This window comes from Psychroflexus sp. MBR-150 (assembly GCF_053628795.1).
Map to the genome: position 1 here is coordinate 1 of NZ_JBRJHB010000013.1, position 19,312 is coordinate 19,312.

Below are 19,312 nucleotides of genomic sequence, written 5' to 3' on the forward strand. Positions count from 1 at the left end.
ACGTGAGTTCGATATAAATTCCAATAAAATATATTCATATAAAATACAGATATTTAATCATTTGTCATGTCGATAGAGCGAAGCATGAGCGACGATACATCTCAGTTGGATGAGATTTCTCCTCATTCTTCGTTCGAAATGACAAAATTTGCTTACAAAAAAATGCAATCATCTGAGTTACAGTTTGCAACAAATCGAACTCACGTCAATTTATACCAATTTGAACGAATAATTCTATTTAAAACCGTTGAAACGCTTAGGATTGTGCATTTCCCATAGCCAACGATTTAAACCGTTGGTTATGGTTTGCAAATATTTGATTGTGAATGGATTTATCCATTTTCTATGATTTCAATTTTTTCCCATAAGTAATTGGAATAAATTTTAACACATTCATCCCAAGGAAAATGATAGGCTAATTTTATCCATCTATTATTTTGACTTATTTTACTGAAATTCAGTATAAAATAAAGAAATATTGCTCGGATATTTTAAAAATTTTTTATCAAAAAATTATTTAAATGCTGGTTACTTTTTAAGTTAAGTTTTTTTCTTAACCTGTATCTATGCACTTCTACACCTCTTAGTGAAATTCTTAAAAGTGGAGCAATTTCTTTAGAGGTCATATTCATTTTAAGATAAGCACAGAGTTTCAAGTCTGAATTAGTAAGATCTGGATATGATTTCAATAGTTTTTTAAAAAACTCGTCATGAATTTCATTTAAGTTAGTTTCAAAAACATCCCATTCATTTTTATTGTTTAAAGCATTATTGATTTTAGTCAATATATTTTTGAGTTTATATTTATTTTTAAAAGCGTCTTGATTATTTTTTATCTCTTTCTGAAGTTCTAATAAGATTTCATTCTTCTTGGCTAAAGTCAGTGTAGTATTAGCTAATTCTTTACTTTTAAAATTAAGCTTGTCAATAAGTTTTTCTTTTTCTTGTCTTTTGGATTCTTCTAATTTATGTCTTTCATAGTCTGCAATTAATTTCTGCCTATGTTTTTTTAGTTTATATTTATTAATTTTAAAAATCAAATAAATTATCAATAAGCATAATAAAACATAAACTATCCTCATATAAACAGAAGCATACCAAGGTGGAGAGATAGTAAATTTATATGAACTCAAGTTTACTATACCTCGTTTTGTGTCTTCAGTATAAAAATGAAGCACGTAGTCTCCGTGATTTAAATTTTGAAAATTGATCACACCATCATTTATTGTTCCTTTTTTTAAAGTTTCATAAGAGTTTAATTTATATTTTAAATCGATGTTCATAGAAAAAGGATAAGCGATGTCTATATAAATATCTCTTGACTTTTTATAGGGTAAATATTGAATGTCTAAATTGAATCTTTCTTTTTCATTTCTGATTCCAACAACTTCAGGTTTTTGATAAACTTTATTAGGAATGTGATGATCAAGTTTAGTGAGATCAATTTCAGAGAATCCGTCTTTTAAAGTTATCAAATAAATGGAATCTTTTTTAAAAATTATATTCTCGAAATTTTTGACAAGTCTGTCTTTTAGTTGTTTTGAGTTAAGGTCTATATGAAAATCATCAAAATCTGTCATATAAAAAGTTTTACTCTCTATATCTAAAAACCAGAATATCTTAGCATCATTAAATATTGGTTTTTTATTTTTTAAAAAATTAAAATCTTCAAAACTTTCCAATTTACCTTCAAAAGGATTGTATTTGAACCATTCGCCGTTATTGAAAACAGTAAACTGATTTTTGATACTCATTATCCTTGTATTTGCATCAATTTTACCATTGGGTATTTCAACTTTTTCAACAATAACTTTGCTAAAAGTAGAATCGAATTCAACCTTATATAAACCTTCATAAAGACCTAATAACCATAAATCTGAATTATTATATAACTGAAAATCTTTAATAGGAAAATTTAAGTTAGGGATGTTTTTTATCGAGTCTTTATAATGTCTCAATCCTGTATAAGTTCCTATTAAAAATTCGGATTTTTTTTTGTTTTGTAATTTTTCAATCTTAAAGCTACCTGTTTTAGTTTCAATCTTTTCAAGCTTGTTGTTTATATAAAAAAAAGTCCCTGCATTGTGGTTGATATATAATGTATCTTCATTGTTATAAAGATTCCAAGTATGACCTTCGGTACCTGGCAAAATTTCTAGTTTTTTGTCTTTAAAAGTATAAACCCCAGTATTGCTTCCAATATAGGTCTTGTTCTTTACAAAATCTACATCATAAACGGTTCCCAATTCACCTGTACTTTCTGTGAAAAGCTTAATAGGTGAACTCAACTCAACTTTATCTATTCCATAATCTAAACCAATCCATAATATTTTATCAAAACTCTCTAAAGAAAGGACTGTATTATTTTGCAATCCATTAATTCTATTTAATACTTGAATGTCATTATTATTTAAGTTATAAGCAATTATTCCGTTTTTAACAGTTCCTATCACAATAGTTTGAGAATCTAAGACTTCTATTTTGTTTATTTCCCATTTTTTTAATTTTTCCCATAGAGAAATGTTTCCAAGGGGTTTAATTTTTAAATCAGAATATTCATAAATTGTACTTTTTGTAGCTATTATTAATTTGTTCCCAATTGTGCTAAAATCCAAAATTTTTTCTCCGCCAAGACTATCTTGATCTACCAATTCTTTAAATCCTTCATCCGTTAATACGCAAAGCCCTCTATGCCGATCTGAAACATACAATTGATTGTGAAATGACGTCATAGCTTCTGGATTCATCTGTGCAACAATTGATATTTCTTCTCCATCATAAACGTAGATTTTTCCAAAAGATCTGAGATAAATGAGTTCTCCAATTGATATAATCTGCCATATTTCATCAATTTCAGAAAAATCTTTAGCTTTATCTTTTAGGGATTTATAGACCAGTTTGCCTGTAGAGTTTTTTTTCCAATAACCAAACTCATTATAAGCACCCGTATATATGAGAGAATCTTTTGCATGCACAGATCTAACGACATTGTTTCTTGGCAATTCATAGATAGACCAACTTAATCCATTATATTTTAATAAACCTTGATTATTTGCTAGGTAAACAAATCCTTTATCATCAATATCGATATCCCAATTTTGAGCAGCAGCTTTATAAACATTTGGACTAAAATTAGTAATAGGTGGTAGCAATTCCTGTGAATAAAAACTATAAAAAGGAAATAAAACAATCAGAACTACTAACTTAAGATTTTTTATTATTAACATTTATTTGAATATTTTGCTAAAGTAAAACTTCACTTTTAATAGCTTGAATTAAAGTCTATCTCAACTTTAGAAGTTTAATGGATCATCCTTTTATGAATTTATATAAATTGGTCTTTTGTTACCCAAAGTTACAATTTAATTTTTGTTAGATATTTTAATGCAACGCTTAAAGCAGTATCTGGCTCACAAAATAATAACCTTTGCACTTCAGTCCAAATGGATTGCTTTGACCAAGGTATGTATCGAGCATAACTAGATGCTTAGCATAAAAAACGATTACACAATTTTTTGTATATAGAATCTTTTGTTAACCTGAATAACCACTAAAAAATTACAGAAATCAGTATTGAACTTATGACATCCCATAGTTTTGTAAATATATTTATTTTTTACCTATAGCACAAGCCTAAAAGATGTCTTCAACAAAAATGTGGTCTCGCTTTAGAGCATAAAAAACACCTTGATTATATTGGTTTTAAATGATTATCATCTCAGAATGCAAGGTCAAGCGATTGGATAGAATTCTTTTTGTATAACTGTCCAAGGTCTATATCTTTTCTTCCCTAAAAAATTATGAGACTTAAATCTCGAAATTAGACCATTAGAATTAGAGGTTTTCAAATCACGTAATATCATTATATTTATCTATTAAAATTTTAAAAACCCTACAAAACTTTTACAGCTCAGTAGGGTTTTAATATCAGGTCAATTCAGCTTGTTATCCCATAAAAGGATATCTATAATCTGTTGCAGGCACAAAAGTTTCTTTAATCAATCGTGGAGAAGTCCAACGCAGTAGGTTTAATTTAGAACCTGCTTTATCATTAGTTCCGCTTGACCTTGCACCACCAAAAGGTTGTCTGCCGACTACAGCACCTGTACATTTATCATTGATGTAGAAATTTCCTGCACAGTTTTCAAGTTTTTTGGTAGCTAAAGCCACCGCATAGCGATCAGTTGAAATGATAGAACCTGTAAGCGCATAAATGCTTGTATCATTGACTAAATCTAAGGTTTCTTCATATTTATCATCATCGTAAACATAAATGGTTAGCACAGGACCAAACAGTTCGGTTTCCATGGTTTCATATTTCGGATTTGTGGTTTCAATCACTGTCGGGTTTATGAACCAGCCTTTAGATTTATCATAACTTCCACCAACTATAATTTTAGCTTCATCACTATTTTTGGCTTGATCTATGTATTTTGCGAGTTTATCAAAAGCAGCTTCATGAATGACGGCGTTGATAAAATTTTTCATATCATCTGGTGAACCCATTTTAAAAGATTTGACATCTTCTATCAACATTTTTTTTACTTCTGGCCAAATACTTTTGGAAATGTAAGCCCTTGAAGCCGCACTACATTTTTGACCTTGATATTCAAAAGCACCTCTAGCCAAAGCTGTTGAAACCACTTTTGGATTGGCAGATTTGTGAGCAACAATAAAATCCTTGCCTCCAGTTTCACCCACAATTCTTGGGTAGTATTTATAGTTGTGAATATTTTGACCAATTTTTGACCAAATTCCTTTAAAAACAGTCGTGCTTCCTGTAAAGTGAATACCCGAAAATTCCTCGTGAGCCAAAATGGTATCTGTAATCATTTCAGGATCACCAATAATCATATTGATAACACCGTCAGGAATACCTGCTTGCTGAAAAACTTCCATTAAAACATTGGCAGAAAATATTTGACTGTCGCTAGGTTTCCAAACCGTAACATTGCCCATCAACGCAGCACTAGTAGGCAAGTTTCCAGCAATTGCCGTAAAATTAAAAGGCGTAATAGCATAAACAAAACCTTCAAGAGGTCGGTGTTCAACACGATTCCACGCTTCAGAATCAGATTCTGGTTGTTCTTCAAAAATCTGACTCATATATTCTACATTAAATCTCAAGAAATCAGAAATCTCACAAGCAGAATCTATTTCGGCTTGAAAAACATTTTTGCCTTGACCAATCATAGTTGCAGCGTTGAGTTTTTGACGATAAGGTCCTGAAATTAAATCTGCAGCTTTAAGAAATACAGCTGCACGTTGCTCCCAAGGTAAATCCGCCCAAGCTTGTTTGGCATTTAATGCTTCGTCAATAGCTTGTTGTACGTGTTTTTGTTCTGCATTGTGATAAACACCAACTTCGTGCTGATGGTCGTGAGGTGGATTGATCGGTTTTGTATTGCCTGACTTAATTTGTTGGCTTCCTATGTACAGAGGTACTTCTATATGAGACTCATACATAGTTTTATACGTTTGCAATACTTCTTCTCGCTCTGGTGTACCTGGAGCGTAAGACTTAATAGGTTCATTGACCGCTGGTGGCACTTGAAAAAATCCTTTTCCCATAATTATTTAAGTTTTTAATTTTATTTTGAAAGTGTCTAAAGATAAAAAATCTACAACAACTAAGAATATTAAATTGATAAGGTTTTCTAAAAGTTAAAGAGAGATTTTAACGTTTTAAAATTTACACTGTAAACCACTAAAAAAGATATAAAATAACACTCATTATCTCTAATATTAGTAAATTGCAAATTCTAATAATCAGAAAATATTTTAACATGAGTAAGTATGATGTCATAGTAGTAGGAAGCGGTCCTGGCGGATATGTTACAGCCATAAGAGCTTCGCAGTTGGGTCTAAAAACAGCAATTGTAGAAAAAGAAAGCCTCGGTGGTGTGTGTTTGAATTGGGGTTGTATTCCAACAAAAGCTTTACTAAAAAGCGCTCAAGTTTTTAATTATTTGAACCACGCTGAAGATTACGGCTTAAAAGTTGAAAAAGCCGATAAAGATTTTTCTGCTGTGGTCAAGCGTAGCCGTGAAGTCGCCAACGGGATGAGTAAAGGCGTTCAGTTTTTAATGAAAAAAAATAAAATTGATGTCCTTGAAGGCTATGGCACAGTTAAAAAAGGAAAAAAAGTTAGCGTAAAAGATAACAAAGACAAAACCACAGACTACGAAGCTGACCATATCATTATAGCTACTGGTGCACATGCAAGAGAATTACCTAATTTACCTATTGATGGCGAAAAAGTGATTGAATACCGAAAAGCCATGACATTAGACAAACAACCCAAATCTATGATAGTTGTTGGTTCGGGTGCCATTGGTGTTGAGTTTGCTAGTTTTTACAGCGATATGGGAACTGATGTAACCATTGTGGAATTTCTACCAAATGTTGTTCCTCTTGAAGATGAAGAAGTTTCAAAACAATTTGAACGCATTTACAAAAAACGCGGGATTAAAATCATGACAAATTCTTCTGTAGAAAGCGTAGATACATCAGGCAAAAAAGTCAAAGCTAAAGTAAAAACCAAAAAAGGCGAAGAAACATTAGAAGCCGATATCGTTTTGTCTGCAGTAGGTATTAAAACCAATATCGAAAACATAGGTTTAGAAGATGTAGGCATCAAAACCGATAAAGATAAAATTGTAGTTAATGATTATTACCAAACCAATGTCCCAGGCTATTACGCCATTGGCGATGTTACTCACGGTCCAGCTTTAGCTCACGTCGCCTCTGCTGAAGGCATTTTATGTGTTGAAAAAATTGCTGGACAAAAAGTTGAACCGATTGACTATGGCAATATTCCTGGATGTACCTATTCTAATCCAGAAATAGCAAGCGTTGGTATGACTGAAAAGCAAGCCAAAGATGCAGGTTACGAAGTTAAAGTTGGCAAATTCCCATTTTCAGCTTCTGGTAAAGCCAGTGCAGCTGGCACTAAAGACGGTTTTGTGAAAGTGATTTTTGATGCTAAATACGGCGAATGGCTCGGTTGCCATATGCTTGGTGCTGGTGTGACCGATATGATTGCCGAAGCTGTTGTAGCTCGTAAATTGGAAACTACAGGACATGAAGTCTTAAAAGCTATTCACCCTCACCCAACCATGAGTGAAGCCGTTATGGAAGCGGTTGCTGATGCTTATGGCGAGGTTATTCACCTATAAAAAACACTTCTCCAAGGGATTTTAATTCCCTTGGATTTTTTTGTATCTACAAAAACTTATTGCAGGTTTTTAAGCTTAAATCTTTTTGTTAAGTCGTCTTTTTATTTTGTCTAATTAATAAAAAATTAATTCAGTTATTTGTTTATGAAACCCTTAAATAGCAAAACGCTATTTTATATTTTACTTGGGCTTTGGTTTATTATTGATTTAATTCAAATCTCAACAACAGGTATAAAGCACGACGAAGCCTATTATTATGTTTGGGGTCAATATTTAGATTGGGGATATTTTGATCATCCGCCAATGGTAGCAGTGTTAACCTATCTTGGAGACTTATTTTTTAACGATCTTTGGGCAGTACGCTTTTTTAGTGTTGTTGTTCATACATTAACCGTTTGGATAATTTGGCAAACCTTAGATGATAAATACAGAAAAACTACTTCACAAGTTTTGTACTTTTATGGATTGGCTTTTAGTTTGCCGATGTTTTCTGTATATGGTTTTTTGACCGCACCCGATACAGCCTTACTTTTCTTTTTTGCAGGCTTTACTTGGGCTTTTAAGCATTTTTTAACCCGAAGAAAAGCATCAGACATCTTTTTGTTAGCCATTACTGTTGCTGGTATGATTTATAGCAAATACCACGCCTTTTTGATTATATTTTTAGTTTTGGTTTTGCATTGGCGACTTATCAAGCAAAAGCGATTTTGGTTTCTCTTTGTAATGGTTTTGATACTTGTTTTGCCACATTTTATTTGGCTATTTCAAAACGATTTTATTTCATTCAAATACCACTTAGTTGATCGCTCTCAAGGTTTTAAAATAAAATACATTTTAGAATTTATACCAGGACAGTTTGCTGTTTTTAATCCTTTTTTCTTGAGTTTGTTTTTGATTTTAATTTTCAATAAAAAGGAAAATGATAATTTTAAAAAAACTATGCGATTCGTCGGTGCTGGCATTCTATTATTTTTCACCTTGATGACTTTGAAAGGTCGAGTTGAGGCTCATTGGACAACTATTGTAAGTATTCCTATAATTTATATTGTTTATCCCTATTTACTCCAGTTGTCGCAATCTTATAATACCATAAAATATGTTGTAGTCAGTTTGGTTGGTTTAGTTTTAGTAGCTAGAGTTTTAATTTCGTTAGACAAACTACCAGCTCAGAGTTTTGATGACAATAAAACATCTTACTACCAGACAATGAAAGAATTTGTAGAAGATAAACCCGTCATATTTAAAGGTTCTTTTCAAAAACCTGCGACCTATTATTTTGCAAACTCAGAAGCCAAAGTGGCTAATAAACCTTTTTATAGAAAACGACATACCCAATTTGAATTGTGGGCTTGGGAGAAAAAATATTTTGGACAAAAAGTTTTTATATATGATATGAATTCACATTACGCCTCTGAATATCAATTTAATGATAATCTTTTTAAAGGTTGGTTTGTTGATTACTATCAAGATTCAAGATATATCAAAATTAAATATGATATAAAGGATAAGACTTTGAAAAAGGGGAAAACTTATGATATCATTTTAGAAATTTCAAACACAACCAATATTGACTATCGCTTTGATGATAAACAAATGCCTCTTAGTTTTTACATTGCTTTTTTAAAAGACGACCCAACAAAATTTGAATCTGTGCGTTTAGTCTTGCCAGAGCTTAAGACATTAAAGGCAAATGAAATCAAAACTTTAAAAACAACTTTTAAAGTACCTGAAACATTAAACACCAGCATTTATACTTTTACAATAAGTATAAATTCTAAGCTTGGCTTTACTACAAATTCAAAAGATACTTTGATTAAAGTTGTTGATTAGACTTCAAAAGAATTTTATACAAATCAAAACGGTAAGTCATCTTCAGGATCTTCTTCGTTAAGATCATCTACAGGTTCAAATTGATCTGTTGGCGGAATTGAAGCATCTTGATTTTGGCTTTGGTCTAAACGCTCTATTCGCCAACCTTGAATAGAGTTAAAGTATTTGGTCTCGCCTTGTGGACTCACCCATTCTCGACCTTTAAGATTAATTCCGATTTTCACGTTTTCACCTACAGAAAATTTATCAACTAATTGGGTTTTGTCTTGAATAAATTCAATGTTCAAAAACTGTGGATATTGCTCTTCTGTTGTGATGACGACTTCGCGTTTGCGAAAACCGTTGCTTCCGTATTCTTTAGTTTCGCCAATTACTTTTATTTTGCCTTCTACTTCCATAATATTATGATTTTTTTGATAATAAAATACACCAAGCTGCAAAGGTATCATCTCCTTTTAAATATTCATGAGCTTTTTGGTGTAATCCTGTATCATCAGAATGTTTAACAAATTCAAGCAGATGTTCTTCTTTCAAAAATTCATCTATTTGATGTTTTTCTGGTAAAGTCTCAACATTACCAAGCTTACCGAGATCATTTCCAGTTAAAATTTTACTGTTTTTGATGTTTTGAGGGATTTGATCTACGCCTATACCCAATTGCGACAAAGGCTTTGGCACTTCAAACATACCTCTGTTGGCTCTTGTGTACCAATTCCCTCCCATTCTAGCCACTTGATCTAACTTGTACTGATCTATTTTTCCGTTTTCGTCTAATACAGATTCTGATATATGCAATTTTACGACTTCTGAAACAATCAAATTTCCAGCTCCTCCTTCTTGACCTAACTCAATAATATCTTTTACTTTACATTCAAATTGAACAGGAGATTCTTCAACCCGAAAAGGCTTAACAATATCAGATTTAAGCATCGTTAAACCGCTTTTTACAAATTCGTTAACACCTTCGTTATATTCTGTGCTTGACAAAGACATTTGCTGAACAATATCATAATTAACAATATTGATAACAACTTCTTTGATTTCTTTACAATTGACAAGCGTGTGTTTTGTTGTGTTGTTTCTCATCCGCCTTAATGGTGAAAAAATCAATACTGGTGGATTGGAACTAAACATATTAAAAAAACTAAACGGTGATAAATTTGGAGTACCATCTTTGCTCAAAGTGCTTGCAAAAGCAATAGGTCTTGGACCAACGGCAGCAACTAAGTATGCATAAATTTCTGGTGTTTCTAAATCGGATGAATTAAAACTTATCATTTTTTAAAATTTGTCTTACAAAGTTAAAACATTCACTTTAAGATATAGCTCTGTGCTAAGATATTTCTGTTTTGATTTATTTTAACGTGAGTTCGATATAAATTCCAATAAAATATATTCATATAAAATACAGATATTTAATCATTTGTCATATCAGCAGAGCGAAGCATAAGCGACGAGACATCTCAGTAGGATGAGATTTATCCTCATTCTTCGTACCAATGACGTTTTTTTTTATAATATACACATATTTAGATAATTACAACGTTTATTCTTTTCTTTTTTGCATCGCCCAAAACCCTTCAACTGTGCTCAGGACAGGCTTCAACAAAAAAGTCTAGGCTTACAAATATTTATCTAAATTTATCGTTCAATGCCTATCCCGCACGTGCGAGACTCACTTCAAATTTTACGATAAGTTTTTGTAGACCGATTTTTTCGATTCTAACTCATAAAATGTCGCTTTTCATTAAATGAAATTCAAAATTTCCAAAAGCTCGAAATGTCAAAATTTGCTAACAAAAAAATGTAATCCTCTGATTTATAGATTTCTATAAATCGAACTCAAGTTATTTTAACTAATGTTTTAGTTATGTTAAAAAACTGAGTTAAGGCATCAGTTTTTATTAGTCTTTAAAAATATTAACTTCACCACCAAAAGTGGTTTTTTCATTCACATACTTTGGATTGCCATAAACATCAATATTGCCACCAACAACAATTTTGGCTTCGCAGTTTTCTGTAACAAAAACAACCGCATTGCCTCCGTAAGTAACTTTAACAGTTGTGTTTTCGGTTTTTAATTTTTTCCCTTTGTATTCACCGCCAGTATTGACTAATACATCTTGATCTTTACTTTTTCCGCTAATGTCAATGATTCCGCCTGAAAGTGCTTTGAGCTCAAGAGATTGCGTTTTAAACTCGCCAGATACAATTGAGCCTTCGGTAGCACGAACAAAAAATCGGTCTGTTTTAATCAGGTTTTGAATTTCTACTGTAGAACCTTGAACGGCATTAAGTCGATCAATATTTTTAGTGTAAACTTTAAGTTTTAAAGGAAAATCACCGTCAAAAATAGTTTCTAATGATAAACCTATTTTGAGTTCATAGTCGCTAACTTTATAATTTATGGCTTCCAAAACACGTTTGTCAGCTTCAATTTTGTTGACTTTAGCGTTGGTCGTTAATTCAACTTGTATGCCTGCTGAAATTCTAAGAGCCTGAATGTTTTTATTGATAACAACTTCTTCGGTTTGTGTAAATCCTAAAACAGGTAAAAAACCTATTAAAATTATAACTAAATTTTTCATGAGTGTTGATTAATTATATTAATAATATCTTGCTTTTGTAAAACGCCACTTTGTTGCCAAACGGGTTTTTCGTCTTTAAACAAAATCATTGTAGGAACACCGCGAACTTGATATTGTGCTGCTAAATTTTGATTTTTGCCAACATCAATTTTAATGATTTTGATGTTGTCTTTTAATTCAGATTTCACCTCTTTTAAAATGGGTGCTAACATTTTACATGGTCCACACCAATCGGCATAAAAGTCAATTAAAACAGGTGTTTTACTTTTAATAATGCTGTTAAAATTTGAATTCATTTTCTTTTTTTAATGTTAAATATAAAAATTAAGTTGAACTTTAGCTTTTAAGACTTTTGAGTTGATTGACGTTTTACAACTAATCCAATCACAGCTGAAATCATAACGCCAAAGGCTAAGTAAAACATTATGGCTTGACTGATATAAGTGTTTAGATTAAAAAGTTGCTCAGCAAATTTTTCACTCATTCCTCTTGCTACATTGGTCGTTCTTGCCACTTCAAAAAAGTCTGGAGAGACATATTGAGACATCACATAAACGGGTCCTGGCGATAAACCTGCCACGAGCAGACTCAATAATGAACCAGAAATAAAAGCTTTTTGCCAAGTCATTTCGCCCTTATAGTAGTCTTCGCGTTTTTGTTTTAAACTCATATAAATACACAAACTTAAAGGAAGTAGCATAACGAGACTTACAATAGACTGGTAATCGATATATTTGTCATGTAGCCCTAAATATTTTTCAATATAAATCCAAATCAAATTAATGCCAGTAAAAATCGATGCCCATTTGAATTCAATTTTAAATTTTTCCATGACTTTATTAGGCTTAATTTTGTTCAACCAAAACCCATTGGCCTTGATTGAGCATAGGAAGAGCTTTTTTATATTTTAAGCTTTTGTTTTCCCCAGTTTCAATATTTTTAATGGTCACAATATCGTTTCTTCCTATTTTAGGTTTGTCTCTAACTATAGTTTCTACAACTTGATTGCCTTGGTTGCTAGCATTTTGACCAGCCTGTCTTGAAGCGGCTGCACGTTCATCTAGATTTTGAATTTCGTCTTTTCGGGTTTGAACTTTTTCAGGTCGGCGGGTTTGTCTAACTTCTTGAATATGGGTGTTGTCTCTTTCAGGTAATTCTCCTTTAAACAAGAATGATACCACGTCTTTATTGACCTCATCAAGCATAACTTTGAAGAGCTCAAAGGCTTCAAACTTATAAATCAGCAAAGGATCTTTTTGCTCGTGTACGGCTAATTGAACGCTTTGTTTGAGTTCGTCCATTTTGCGTAAATGGTTTTTCCAAGCTTCGTCAATAATAGCGAGAGTGATGTTTTTTTCAAAATCAGTTATCAATTGCTTACCGTTGCTTTCGTAAGCTTTTTTCAAGTTAGTAGCAACTTGAAGTGTTTTTTGTCCGTCGGTAAAAGGCACAGCAATACGTTCAAATTTATCGCCTTGAGTTTCATAAACTTGTTTGATGACTGGAAAAGCTTGCTCAGCACTTTTAACCATTTTTTCTTCATACTGTTTATAAGCTGTTTCGTAAACTTTATCAATAAGCTTGTCTATAGATGTTTTTTTGAATTCCGTTTCATCAACAGGTGATTCCATAGAGAAAAAGCGGATGAGTTCAAAATCAAAATTGGCATAATCTTCTGCTTGTTTGTTGATGTTGACAATGCTTTCTGCTGTATCGTAAATCATATTGGCAATATCTATACGCAAGCGTTCGCCAAATAATGCGTGAAAACGACGTTTGTAAACCACCTCACGTTGAGCGTTCATAACATCATCGTATTCTAAAAGACGTTTACGAATACCAAAATTATTTTCTTCTACTTTTTTCTGGGCACGTTCAATAGAGTTTGAAATCATTTTATGCTGAATCACTTCGCCTTCTTTGAGCCCCATACGATCCATGAGTTTGGCAATACGTTCACTACCAAATAAACGCATAAGGTTGTCTTCAAGAGAGACATAAAACTGTGAGCTTCCTGGGTCTCCTTGACGACCTGCACGCCCGCGTAACTGTCTGTCCACACGTCTAGAATCGTGGCGTTCTGTTCCGACGATGGCTAAACCACCAGCTTTTTTAACTTCATCGGTAAGTTTTATATCTGTACCACGTCCAGCCATATTGGTCGCTATGGTTACCACACTGCTTTTTCCAGCTTCGGCAACGACCTCGGCTTCGCGTTTGTGTAATTTGGCGTTAAGAACGTTGTGTTTAATTTTTCTGATGTTGAGCATTTTGCTAAGCAATTCAGAAATTTCAACAGAAGTTGTTCCTATCAATACTGGTCTTCCTGCTTTTGATAATTTGACAACATCGTCTATAATGGCGTTATATTTTTCGCGTTTGGTTTTGTAAACCATATCTTCCTTGTCGTCTCGTGCTATGGGTTTGTTGGTCGGAATTTCAATCACATCCAGTTTGTAAATTTCCCAAAACTCGCCAGCTTCGGTTACCGCTGTTCCTGTCATCCCTGACAGTTTACTATACATTCGGAAATAATTTTGCAAAGTAATAGTTGCAAAAGTTTGGGTGGCATCTTCAATTTTTACATTTTCCTTAGCTTCAATAGCTTGATGTAAACCATCAGAATATCGGCGTCCGTCCATGATACGACCAGTTTGCTCATCAACAATTTTCACTTTGTTGTCCATGACTACATATTCGGTGTCTTTTTCGAATAACGTGTAAGCCTTTAGCAATTGACGCATAGTGTGAATACGTTCACTTTTTACGCCAAAATCTCTATAAAGTTCTTCTTTCTTTTGAATTTCTTCTTCTTTAGAAAGCCCTTCATTTTCTATTTTAGCGATTTCTGTTCCTATTTCGGGCATCACAAAAAAGTCAGGGTCATCTTCTCCTGATAGAAAATCGACACCTTTGTCGGTTAAGTCAATTTGGTTGTTTTTTTCTTCAATCACAAAATACAAGTCTTTGTCAACGGTTGGCATTTCGCGATTGTTGTCTTGCATGTAGTGGTTTTCAGTTTTTTGCAAGAGTTGTTTGATGCCTTCTTCACTCAAATATTTGATGAGAGCTTTGTTTTTAGGCAAACCTCTAAAGACTCGGTAAAGTTTCAGACCACCTTCTTTAGTATCGCCATTAGCAATGAGTTTTTTAGCTTCGGCAAGTTCTTTGACTAAGAATTTTCTTTGAATCTCAACAAGCTGATTGATTTTAGGTTTCAGTTGGTCATATTCATGCACATCTCCTTTAGGAACTGGACCAGAAATGATTAAGGGTGTTCGAGCTTCGTCAATTAAAACCGAATCGACCTCATCAACAATGGCATAATTGTGTTTGCGTTGCACCAAATCATCAGTTGAATGGCTCATGTTATCACGGAGATAATCAAAGCCAAACTCGTTGTTTGTTCCGTAAATGATATCGCATTTATAAGCTCGGCGACGTTCAGCAGAGTTGGGTTTGTAGTAGTCTATACAATCAACACTCAAGCCGTGAAATTGAAAAATTGGAGCCATCCAAGCACTATCACGTTTAGCCAAATAGTCGTTGACTGTGACGAGATGAACACCGTTGCCCGTCAATGCGTTGAGATACATCGGTAAAGTCGCTACTAAGGTTTTTCCTTCACCTGTTTGCATTTCGGCTATTTTGCCTTGATGCATAACGATACCGCCGATAAGTTGCACATCGTAATGTATCATATCCCAAGTGATTGGTTTTCCAGCGGCATCCCAAGAGTTAGACCAGATAGCGTAATCACCATCAAGATTGATGTAGTCTTTTTCAGCAGAAAGCTCACGATCAAATTCTGTAGCTTTTACACGAAGTTCAGTGTTGTGAAAAAAGCGTTTGGCGGTTTCTTTAACAACGGCAAAAGCTTCAGGCATAATGTCATCCAAAACTTTTTCAGAATTTTTATAGACCACGTCTTCTAAGTCATCTATTTGGGTATAAATATTTTCTTTTTCATCGATATCTTCACAAGTATCGGCCTCTTTTTTTAGTGCTTCAATCTTGTCTAACTCTTCTGCGTTAGCCGCTTTAATTTTAGCTTTAAAATCAAGTGTTTTTTGCCTAAGCTGTTCTAAATCAAGTTTCTCGAGTTCAGACTCATAAGATTTGATTTGATCAACAATTGGATATATTTGTTTAAGGTCTTTCTTGGTTTTATCACCAACAAAAGTTTTAAGTACGGTATCTAAAATGCCCATAATGGATTATAAATTTTTGCAGTTTCAAAGTTAAAACAAAAAGTATGCTAAGATTGTCAGTTGCGTTAAAATTTAGTTGATTAATCTTTTTTTGTGCCAAATTGTCAAGGTTGTGTTAAAACCAGAAATTTGTTTGAAAGAGAACTCATGCGTGTTCAAAAGATTTTACCTACCCTATGTGAATTAATTTTTAGTTAACATATTGATATTGAAATCATTTTGTTTAAGTTCTATAGGAGTGGAGAGCAAGTTACATCTCGACTAAATTTGCTCAATCTTGTCGAGAGGTTCGATGATGAAACATTTGGTTTTGCCAAAAGCTGTGACATCAAAATTATCTTATTAAATGTAAAAATTTTATAAAAAAAGTCTCTTTGAAGAGACTTTGGATAACTAAATTATTTGAAAATCATTTAATATTCATCTTCGTTCCAGAGATAATCTTCATCAGTAGGATAATCTGGCCAAATTTCTTCAATAGAATCGTAAGTATCACCCTCATCTTCAATAGACTGTAAATTTTCTACTACTTCAAGAGGTGCACCAGTTCGTATGGCATAGTCTATCAATTCGTCTTTGGTTGCCGGCCAAGGAGCATCACTCAAATATGACGCTAACTCTAAAGTCCAGTACATTTCTTTAAATTTTAATATTTCTGCAAAAATAGATTTTTTGACGTAAAATGCAAGTTTTTTGATGATTATTTTAAAAGATTTCTAAATTATTCAAATGGTGCTGTAAATAACTGAATATCAGTATATAAAAAGGTTTAAGTTAAAATATCCAAAGCATATGAATGATTAATTTTAATTTTTGTTTGAAAACGTTCAATTTGAAGTTTAAAATAACGCCATTTTTAGTTATAAAAACTTAGCTTTGCAAAAACCTATTTTACAGTCTTATGAATCCTCAAAAACCTATAAAATCTGCTCTGATTTCTGTATTTCACAAAGATGGATTAGAGCCGATTATCGAAGCTTTAAAAAAACACAATATTCAAATATATTCTACAGGTGGCACTCAAAAATTTATAGAATCTTGTGGTGCTAAGGTAACTGCTGTAGAGAGTCTTACCAATTATCCTTCCATTCTCGGAGGTCGTGTTAAAACGCTTCACCCAAAAGTCTTTGGTGGCATTTTAAGCAGAAGAGATAATGAAAGTGACAAAAAAACTTTAACCAAATTTGACATCCCCGAAATAGACTTGGTCATTGTTGACCTTTATCCTTTTGAAGAAACGGTAGCTTCGGGATCAAATCATGAAGATATTATTGAAAAAATAGACATCGGTGGTATTTCACTGATTCGTGCAGCAGCCAAAAACTATAAAGATGTGTTGTGTGTGGCTTCTCAGTCAGATTATCAAGCTGTTTTAGATATTTTGAATAAGCCTGTGGCTGAAAGTAGTTTTGAAGAGCGAAAAGCTTTTGCCGTTAATGCCTTTGCTGTTTCATCTCATTATGATACTAAAATATTTGGATATCTCAATCAACCCCAAACCAATGCAGAGTTGAGATTGTCTAAAAAAGAGGTTATACCTTTACGTTATGGCGAAAACCCACATCAAAATGCAAATTTCTATGGTAATTCTGATGAGGTTTTTGAGCAATTGCACGGCAAAGCTTTGTCTTATAACAATTTGTTAGACATAGATGCTGCGGTAAATTTGATTAACGAATTTCAAGGAGAAGCACCAACATTTGCCGTTTTAAAACATAACAATGCTTGCGGTTTGGCACAACGCGATACAATTTTAGAAGCTTATAAAGATGCTCTGGCTGGCGATCCTGTTTCGGCTTTTGGTGGCATTTTAGTTGCAAACACTAAAATAGACAAAGCAACAGCTGAAGAAATTCATCAGCTGTTTTGTGAAGTCGTCATTGCACCAAAATTTGAAGACGAAGCCCTTGAAATTTTAAAAGGAAAGAAAAACAGAAGAATTCTTATTTTAAAACAAAGTGCTTTTAAAAACAAAATGATCAGAACTTGTCTTAATGGTGTTTTGGTTCAAGACAGAGACTTAAAAACCGACCAAAAAGAACATTTTAAAACAGTAACTCAAAAATCGCCGTCTGATACTGAAATAGATGATTTAGTTTTTGCTTCAAAAATTTGTAAGCATACCAAATCTAATACCATTGTTTTAGCTAAAAACAAACAACTGATTGCAAGTGGAACTGGACAAACTTCACGTGTAGATGCACTCAAGCAAAGTATTGAAAAATCAAAGCATTTCAAATTTGACTTAAAAGGAGCAGTCATGGCCAGTGATGCGTTTTTTCCATTCCCAGATTGTGTAGAGATTGCTGATAAAGCAGGAATATCTGCCGTGATACAACCAGGTGGCTCTATCAAAGATGAATTGAGCATCAATTATTGTAATGAAAATAATATGAGCATGGTGATGACAGGAATACGACATTTTAAACATTAATTGATTACTTTTGCCAATTGATTATTAAACAACAAGCATGGGTTTTTTTGATTTTTTAACCGAAGATATAGCGATTGATTTAGGAACAGCCAATACACTGATTATTCACAACGATAAAGTCGTTATAGACGCACCGTCTATAGTTGCCAGAGATCGTGTGTCTGGAAAAATTATTGCAGCTGGCAAAGAAGCTTCAATGATGCAAGGCAAAACCCATGAGAATATAAAAACCATTAGACCACTTAAAGATGGTGTGATTGCAGATTTTGATGCCAGTGAGCAAATGATAAGCATGTTTATCAAAGAAATACCAGCCTTAAAAAAACGCTTGTTTTCACCATCATTACGCATGGTAATATGTATCCCGAGTGGTATTACAGAAGTGGAAATGCGAGCGGTAAAAGATAGTGCAGAACGTGTTAATGGCAAAGAAGTCTATTTAATTCACGAACCTATGGCTGCCGCTATTGGTATTGGTGTTGATATCATGCAACCCAAAGGCAATATGATTGTGGACATTGGCGGTGGAACCACAGAAATTGCTGTGATTGCACTCGGCGGAATTGTTTGTGACAAATCTGTTAAAATTGCTGGCGATGTTTTTACCAATGATATTATCTATTATATGCGCACGCAGCACAATCTTTTTGTAGGTGAACGAACCGCAGAAAAGATAAAAATACAAATTGGGGCGGCGACAGAAGATTTGGAAACTCCTCCTGAAGATATGAGTGTGCAAGGACGAGACTTGTTGACAGGAAAACCAAAACAAGTAGAAATATCTAGCCGTGAAATCGCTAAAGCTTTAGACAAATCTATTCTACGAGTGGAAGATGCCGTAATGGAAACCTTGTCTCAAACACCACCTGAGTTGGCAGCTGATATCTACAATACTGGTATTTACTTGGCAGGTGGCGGTTCTATGCTAAGAGGCTTAGATAAAAGACTCTCTCAAAAAACCGATCTTCCTGTTTTTATTGCCGAAGACCCTTTAAGAGCTATTGTAAGAGGTACTGGCATTACTCTAAAAGATCTTGAACGCTTTAAGCCTGTGTTAATCAAATAAATGAA

At 33.3% G+C, this 19,312-nt stretch carries 13 protein-coding genes; 4 read left to right on the forward strand and 9 right to left on the reverse strand.

Annotated elements, in window-relative coordinates; genetic code table 11:
* Window positions 1-491: 491 nt before the first annotated feature.
* The gene (locus ACSSV5_RS08330) at window positions 492-3,227 is read right to left on the reverse strand and encodes a LuxR C-terminal-related transcriptional regulator (protein ID WP_454245510.1); all 2,736 of its coding nucleotides are present in this window, start codon (window positions 3,225-3,227) and stop codon (window positions 492-494) included.
* Window positions 3,228-3,945: 718 nt separating this feature from the next.
* Window positions 3,946-5,571: an L-glutamate gamma-semialdehyde dehydrogenase gene (gene pruA, locus ACSSV5_RS08335; protein ID WP_454245511.1), complete on the reverse strand. Its 1,626-nt coding sequence runs from the start codon at window positions 5,569-5,571 to the stop codon at window positions 3,946-3,948.
* 215 nt (window positions 5,572-5,786) lie between these two features.
* Between pruA and lpdA the strand changes: the two genes are divergently transcribed.
* Together lpdA and ACSSV5_RS08345 are read left to right on the forward strand one after the other, a co-directional pair.
* Window positions 5,787-7,178, forward strand: coding sequence for a dihydrolipoyl dehydrogenase (gene lpdA, locus ACSSV5_RS08340; RefSeq protein ID WP_454245512.1), 1,392 nt, complete (start codon window positions 5,787-5,789; stop codon window positions 7,176-7,178).
* A gap of 144 nt (window positions 7,179-7,322) precedes the next feature.
* On the forward strand, window positions 7,323-9,008 hold the full coding sequence (locus tag ACSSV5_RS08345) for an ArnT family glycosyltransferase (protein ID WP_454245513.1): 1,686 nt from the start codon (window positions 7,323-7,325) through the stop codon (window positions 9,006-9,008).
* 23 nt (window positions 9,009-9,031) lie between these two features.
* On the opposite strand, the gene ACSSV5_RS08350 is transcribed toward ACSSV5_RS08345, so the two are convergent.
* The 7 genes from ACSSV5_RS08350 to ACSSV5_RS08380 form a co-directional block, all read right to left on the reverse strand.
* A complete protein-coding gene (locus ACSSV5_RS08350; protein ID WP_211065377.1) occupies window positions 9,032-9,406 on the reverse strand; it encodes a DUF3127 domain-containing protein in 375 nt (124 codons plus the stop codon).
* A gap of 4 nt (window positions 9,407-9,410) precedes the next feature.
* Complete coding sequence (locus ACSSV5_RS08355; protein WP_454245514.1) at window positions 9,411-10,286, reverse strand: flavin reductase family protein; 876 nt, start codon at window positions 10,284-10,286, stop codon at window positions 9,411-9,413.
* 626 nt (window positions 10,287-10,912) lie between these two features.
* Window positions 10,913-11,596 carry a head GIN domain-containing protein gene (locus ACSSV5_RS08360; protein ID WP_454245515.1) on the reverse strand — a complete coding sequence of 228 codons (684 nt, stop codon included), beginning with the start codon at window positions 11,594-11,596 and terminating at the stop codon, window positions 10,913-10,915.
* Window positions 11,593-11,892, reverse strand: coding sequence for a thioredoxin (gene trxA / locus ACSSV5_RS08365; RefSeq protein WP_454245516.1), 300 nt, complete (start codon window positions 11,890-11,892; stop codon window positions 11,593-11,595). Before trxA ends, ACSSV5_RS08360 begins: the two co-directional genes overlap by 4 nt.
* A gap of 47 nt (window positions 11,893-11,939) precedes the next feature.
* Window positions 11,940-12,428: a DUF4199 domain-containing protein gene (locus tag ACSSV5_RS08370; RefSeq protein ID WP_211065374.1), complete on the reverse strand. Its 489-nt coding sequence runs from the start codon at window positions 12,426-12,428 to the stop codon at window positions 11,940-11,942.
* Between the two features lie 13 nt (window positions 12,429-12,441).
* Entirely contained in the window at window positions 12,442-15,807 is a 3,366-nt protein-coding gene (gene secA, locus ACSSV5_RS08375; RefSeq protein WP_454245517.1) for a preprotein translocase subunit SecA, read from the reverse strand.
* Between the two features lie 413 nt (window positions 15,808-16,220).
* Window positions 16,221-16,442 (reverse strand): DUF2795 domain-containing protein, encoded by a 222-nt coding sequence (locus ACSSV5_RS08380; protein ID WP_073193496.1) that lies wholly within the window; start codon window positions 16,440-16,442, stop codon window positions 16,221-16,223.
* A gap of 266 nt (window positions 16,443-16,708) precedes the next feature.
* Between ACSSV5_RS08380 and purH the strand changes: the two genes are divergently transcribed.
* Both purH and ACSSV5_RS08390 read left to right on the forward strand, forming a co-directional pair.
* Window positions 16,709-18,241: a bifunctional phosphoribosylaminoimidazolecarboxamide formyltransferase/IMP cyclohydrolase gene (gene purH, locus ACSSV5_RS08385; RefSeq protein WP_454245518.1), complete on the forward strand. Its 1,533-nt coding sequence runs from the start codon at window positions 16,709-16,711 to the stop codon at window positions 18,239-18,241.
* Between the two features lie 37 nt (window positions 18,242-18,278).
* Complete coding sequence (locus ACSSV5_RS08390) at window positions 18,279-19,307, forward strand: rod shape-determining protein (protein ID WP_454245519.1); 1,029 nt, start codon at window positions 18,279-18,281, stop codon at window positions 19,305-19,307.
* The last annotated feature ends 5 nt before the right edge of the window (window positions 19,308-19,312 follow it).

What these genes read in the sequence shown, in the direction of transcription:
- ACSSV5_RS08330 (WP_454245510.1), bottom strand. Translation starts at nt 3,227, where the DNA reads ATGTTAATAATAAAAAATCTTAAGTTAGTAGTTCTGATTGTTTTATTT.
- pruA (WP_454245511.1), bottom strand. Translation starts at nt 5,571, where the DNA reads ATGGGAAAAGGATTTTTTCAAGTGCCACCAGCGGTCAATGAACCTATT.
- lpdA (WP_454245512.1), top strand. Translation starts at nt 5,787, where the DNA reads ATGAGTAAGTATGATGTCATAGTAGTAGGAAGCGGTCCTGGCGGATAT.
- ACSSV5_RS08345 (WP_454245513.1), top strand. Translation starts at nt 7,323, where the DNA reads ATGAAACCCTTAAATAGCAAAACGCTATTTTATATTTTACTTGGGCTT.
- ACSSV5_RS08350 (WP_211065377.1), bottom strand. Translation starts at nt 9,406, where the DNA reads ATGGAAGTAGAAGGCAAAATAAAAGTAATTGGCGAAACTAAAGAATAC.
- ACSSV5_RS08355 (WP_454245514.1), bottom strand. Translation starts at nt 10,286, where the DNA reads ATGATAAGTTTTAATTCATCCGATTTAGAAACACCAGAAATTTATGCA.
- ACSSV5_RS08360 (WP_454245515.1), bottom strand. Translation starts at nt 11,596, where the DNA reads ATGAAAAATTTAGTTATAATTTTAATAGGTTTTTTACCTGTTTTAGGA.
- trxA (WP_454245516.1), bottom strand. Translation starts at nt 11,892, where the DNA reads ATGAATTCAAATTTTAACAGCATTATTAAAAGTAAAACACCTGTTTTA.
- ACSSV5_RS08370 (WP_211065374.1), bottom strand. Translation starts at nt 12,428, where the DNA reads ATGGAAAAATTTAAAATTGAATTCAAATGGGCATCGATTTTTACTGGC.
- secA (WP_454245517.1), bottom strand. Translation starts at nt 15,807, where the DNA reads ATGGGCATTTTAGATACCGTACTTAAAACTTTTGTTGGTGATAAAACC.
- ACSSV5_RS08380 (WP_073193496.1), bottom strand. Translation starts at nt 16,442, where the DNA reads ATGTACTGGACTTTAGAGTTAGCGTCATATTTGAGTGATGCTCCTTGG.
- purH (WP_454245518.1), top strand. Translation starts at nt 16,709, where the DNA reads ATGAATCCTCAAAAACCTATAAAATCTGCTCTGATTTCTGTATTTCAC.
- ACSSV5_RS08390 (WP_454245519.1), top strand. Translation starts at nt 18,279, where the DNA reads ATGGGTTTTTTTGATTTTTTAACCGAAGATATAGCGATTGATTTAGGA.